Here is a 4,583-nt window from a genome sequence, read left to right as displayed (position 1 = left end):
GCGTTGGGCTGCGCAGCAGCCCCATCAAGCAAAATGCGGTTTTTCAGTTATCACGCGGTGCCTGTTTTGGGGCTGCTGCGCAGCCCAACGCGGGGCAAGCCCGCTCACCACAGGGCCGCTCGCCACAGGGCCTATTACTGCAGGGCCGATCACAACAGGTCCACTTGCCACTGGGTCGCTATCAGCGCTTCATGCAGCGCTGATAGCGCTCATCGACCCGGTTGGCAAACCACGCCGTCGTCAGGTTGCGGGTGATCTTCGGGCTCTTGAGCACAATGCCCGGCAGGATCGCCCGGGGCAGCGGTTTGCCGGCCGCCTGATCAGCCAGGGCAAACACGCGCTTGTAAAGGGTGGTGTCTTCAAAATCCAACTGCTCGCCTTGCTCAAGTTGGCTGCGGATGCTGGGGTTGCGCATATCCAGCTTCGCGCCGAGAGAGCGCACCGCCAGCTCGGTGCTGCCGGGTAGCAACGAGCCGTAACGAATCAAATCCCCATCCAAGGTCAATTCGGTGCCGGTGACACGGCTGACCGCCGCTTGAAACGCGGCGTTGCGACTGGCGTACCAGCCGGCATTGAAGTCGGCAAAACGGTACAGCGGTTGATCGTAATTCACCGGATAACCGAGCAAATGGGCGATGCCGAAGTACATGCCGCCGCGCCGGGTGAACACTTCGCGACGAATCGTGCCATCCACCGTGTAGGGATAACCTCGCGCCTGTTTCTGCGCAAAATCGATGCTCACCTGCATGGGGCCTGCGGTGTGCACTGGATTGAAACCACCAAACAGCGTGTTGCCCAGAGGCACCACGCTGATGAAATCATCAAAGATGCCGCTGAGGTCTTTCTCGGTGCGCGCGCCACTCAGGCGTTCTGCGTAGGTCTTGCCGGTGGGCGAATTCAGTTGTAAGGCGCTGCGCACCACAAAGGCCGGCACGTGCACCTTGCCGGCACGGCGCAGGATTTCATCCTGGGCGATCTTGCCCATGTTCGGCACCGGCGGGTCGACCTGATAAGTAGACTCCTGCTCGGTCACCGCCAGCACGGCGCAAATATTTTCCGTGCTGGGGTAGATCTTCTGGGTATCAAAGGCCGTGTAGATATCTTGGGCCCAGCCGTTACGGTCCTTCACGGTTGACGGCAGCAGGCGCACGATCTGCGCCTTCACCTCGGCCTCGCTGCGCTGCGGCTGTTGCGGGGCGCGCGTTGTAGAGCAACCGGCCAGCACCAGGAGCGTGGTGAGGCACAGGATCAGTCGGGATGCGGACATGGGACTTCCTTGAACGACAATGGGCCAGCTAGCGCTGATATCGACAGGTAAGTCTATCCGGCGTTCGCCGCCCTGCTGCACTCGCCAGCAAAAGACAAACGTGACAGGATCTGTCATCGACCATTCGTACAAGGAGTTTGAATGCCATGCTGAGCTTGAATTTCCTCGTCACCTGCCTGATCGTCGTGCTGATTCCCGGCACCGGCGTGATCTTTACCGTCTCCACCGGCCTCACCGCCGGCAAACGCGCCAGCATCTTCGCTGCGCTGGGCTGCACGGCGGGAATCCTCCCGCACTTGCTGGCTTCCATACTCGGGCTTTCCGCGCTGCTGCACACCAGCGCACTGGCGTTCGAAGTACTCAAATACGCCGGCGTGGCCTACCTGCTGTATCTGGCCTACGCCACCTGCCGTGACCGCTCGGCCTTCGCCATGAATGACACGCCCATCGTTGCCACCCTGCGCAGCCTGATCATTCGCGGTTTCCTGCTGAACATTCTCAACCCCAAACTGACGATTTTCTTCCTGGCCTTCCTGCCACAGTTCGTCACCCCCGGCAGCACCGCTCCGGCCTTGCAAATGCTGGTGCTGAGCAGCGTATTCATGGCGATGACGTTTGCGGTGTTTGTGCTCTACGGCCTGCTGGCCAATGGATTTCGCCGCGCAGTCATCGAATCGCCACGCGTACAGAATTGGCTGCGCCGCAGTTTTGCAGCAGCCTTTGCAGGGTTGGGGTTGAATTTGGCGTTCGCGCAACGCTGAACACTGGGCACTTGGGCGCAAGCAGACAATGTTTGCTGAAACGCCCCACCTCAATGCCGGATAAGCACTACAGATATCACTTAAAAACCGCTGCAAAGTCCCTCGCCTGATCACACAGTGCGAGGGATTGCAGATGTTTTTTTTCGATAGCCCTGCCGTCTTGGTGGGTGCGCCTTGATCAACGCCACCAGCCAAACCATCGGCCTCCTGCTGCTGACGGCCATGGATGCCAAGACGCGTGACGTCGAAGCCGTGCTCAGCGACTTCAGGCGCTGCCTCAATTCCTACGAAACCTTGGCGCAAAGCGTCCTCAGCTCTTCGGCGCTGGATGTCGAGCAGGTATTCAAGGTCGGCCGTGAGGTGGCGCTTGTCGCGCCGATCAACCGTTCGATCCTTCCCAGCAGTACCGTCGCCGCGTGCCAGGCCAACGGTACCTTGACGCTGGTGCACATGTTCCAGAGTTCGAGGTTCGTGCCCATCGGCAATACGCCCGTGATGTTGCAGCGTATCGACCCAGACGGCGGCCCGCTGGGGGCGCCCATCCATAAAACCATCGGGCCCAGCGGCATTCTGGAAGTTACCGAGTGCGATCGAAACCAGCAGTACCGCATCAGCTTCTACCCCAACGTCTCCCAAGAGCATTTCAAGGCGCTGTATGCCTCCTATCAGTCGGTCATCGGGCCACTGGAGGGCTGGCTGCGCAGCGAGTGGGACGCCACGTTTGCACCGCTGTGGGCGAACTACTCCGAGGCCAATTTCCTCAAGCGCTACTTGATGCTGCACCGAGCCTACGCCCGGGGATTTGGCAATGCGCTGTATGAACTCTGGGATTCCCTCAAGCAGCTGCTTCAGTGGCTTATGGACCCGCTTGCGAATGCCGAGAAGCTGCTGCATTACCTGTCCCACGCCGAACTCGAAAAGCTCCTGAACCTCAGCGCCGAAATCCTCGCAAAAGGCATTTTGGTACTCAGCGATGAGCCGCTGCTGTTCATTTACTTGTCGGTATTGGTCAGTTGGATGCGGATGATGCCGCCGCCGTACATGAATGAATTGCTCGGAGAAATCAGCGCCGAAGTGCTGATCAACCTGCTGCTGGCCCTCGCCACCGGTGCGATGGGCGTGGCGATAGGCATGAGCGCCAAGGTCCTGGACGGCATCAAGTCTCGTCGTGCGCGCCAGTGGTTCAAACAGGTGGCCAGGCAATTTGGGAAATCTCGTGTGCAGGGCCATGTCGAGGCGGCCACACCGTTGTTGCTGAGGAGCGCGGCGACGCCGATCAAAGTGATTCCGGATGTGCCGTTGAAGGCTGGGGATCAGCTGATTTCCAACCCGGTGCCGGCGGTTCGCGGCAAGACGCAGCGGACGACGTTGGTTCGGCAAGAGCATGTCGACGATGTGCCTGCTGCTGGCAAAAATCCAAACGGGGACTCGGCGGCGCCTGCGGATAAGACCGCCACTAATGGCTGCCCGGTCTCGATGGTCACGGGCGAGGAATTGCTCACTCTCACCGATGGCACGTTGGATGGAGTCTTGCCGTTTGAGTGGAGCCGCTTGTACCGCACCAGCGCGGTCGAAGTGGATGGCGGGTTGGGGTTTGGCTGGAGTCACTCGTTGGCGCATCGGCTGAGTGTTTCCGGTGATTCGGTGGTGTGGACCGATCATGAAAACCGCTCGACCACCCTGCCCTTGCCATCTGTTTCTCGCCCAGCAATCACCAATAGCCTGGCTGAAGCGGCAATCTATTTAGGCGCTTCCCCGGACGAGTTGGTGTTGGCTCAGGCGTCGCGCTTTTACCACTTTCGCGACGGTGTGCTGACCGCGATCAGCGATGCGTATGACAACCGGCTGCGCATTGCCCGGGATCTTTTGGGGCGCATTGAGCGGCTGGATAACGGTGTCGGGCGTTCGCTGTTCCTGCGTTATGAGTTGGGTCGCATCGTGGCGGTGGACTACCAGATCCAGCGCGCCAAGGGCCACGGTCCTTTCGAGTGGATGACTGAGCACAACGTTGTTTCCTACGCCTATGACGACCTGGGACGATTGGTCTCGTCGACCAATGCCGTCGGCGAATGCGAGGTTTATCGGTACGACGATCAGCACGTCATTCTTGAGCGGCAGTTGGCCGGTGGCGCGAGTTTCTTTTGGGCGTGGGAACGGGCTGGCAAGGCCGCGCGCTGTGTCCGCCACTGGGCGAGCTTTTCGCAGATGGACACGCGTTATGCCTGGGATGACCACGGGCAGGTCACGGTGTTTAACGCTGATGGCAGCCAGGAAGTCTACGTGCATGACCAGCGGGCGCGGCTGGTGCAGCGCATTGATCCGGATGGTGCCGAGCATTTCAGATCCTACGACGTCAAAGGCCGGCTGACGGTTGAGCAGGATCCGCTCGGAGCGGTGACGGCGTATCAGTACGACGACGCCGGACGTCTGGTGGCGGTGTTTCCGGGGGACGATGAGCCGACGTCCTACGAGCATGACAATGGGTTCGTACGGGTGGTAAGGCGTGGTGAAGCTGCCTGGAAATACGAGCGTAATGATCAGGGCGATATCGTTCG

The 4,583-nt window shown here is 60.1% G+C and carries 4 protein-coding genes; 3 read left to right on the top strand and 1 reads right to left on the bottom strand.

Annotation, left to right across the window (positions count from 1 at the left end):
* Positions 1–203 (top strand): hypothetical protein (locus QMX97_RS31665; protein ID WP_282398217.1); only part of this gene is annotated, 203 nt, incomplete at its 5' end.
* Here QMX97_RS31665 and QMX97_RS31660 read toward each other — a convergent pair.
* The gene (locus tag QMX97_RS31660) at positions 182–1,267 is read right to left on the bottom strand and encodes a DUF1615 domain-containing protein (protein WP_282398216.1); all 1,086 of its coding nucleotides are present in this window, start codon (positions 1,265–1,267) and stop codon (positions 182–184) included. The two genes, QMX97_RS31665 and QMX97_RS31660, sit on opposite strands and share 22 nt — an antisense overlap.
* A gap of 146 nt (positions 1,268–1,413) precedes the next feature.
* Here QMX97_RS31660 and QMX97_RS31655 point away from each other — a divergent pair, with 146 nt between their 5' ends.
* Positions 1,414–2,028, top strand: a complete 615-nt coding sequence (locus QMX97_RS31655) for a LysE family translocator (RefSeq protein ID WP_282398215.1) — start codon at positions 1,414–1,416, stop codon at positions 2,026–2,028.
* Between the two features lie 222 nt (positions 2,029–2,250).
* Positions 2,251–4,583 (top strand): DUF6531 domain-containing protein (locus QMX97_RS31650; RefSeq protein WP_282398218.1); only part of this gene is annotated, 2,333 nt, incomplete at its 3' end.

Origin of the sequence: Pseudomonas sp. PS01298 (assembly GCF_029959745.1) — a bacterium.
GTDB lineage: Bacteria > Pseudomonadota > Gammaproteobacteria > Pseudomonadales > Pseudomonadaceae > Aquipseudomonas > Aquipseudomonas aylmerensis.
Note: the sequence above shows the minus strand (reverse complement) of the source record. Positions and strands in the feature narration are given on the sequence as shown.

Excerpts from the sequence above, each read along its gene's own strand:
- QMX97_RS31660 (WP_282398216.1), bottom strand. The coding sequence starts at position 1,267 with ATGTCCGCATCCCGACTGATCCTGTGCCTCACCACGCTCCTGGTGCTG.
- QMX97_RS31655 (WP_282398215.1), top strand. The coding sequence starts at position 1,414 with ATGCTGAGCTTGAATTTCCTCGTCACCTGCCTGATCGTCGTGCTGATT.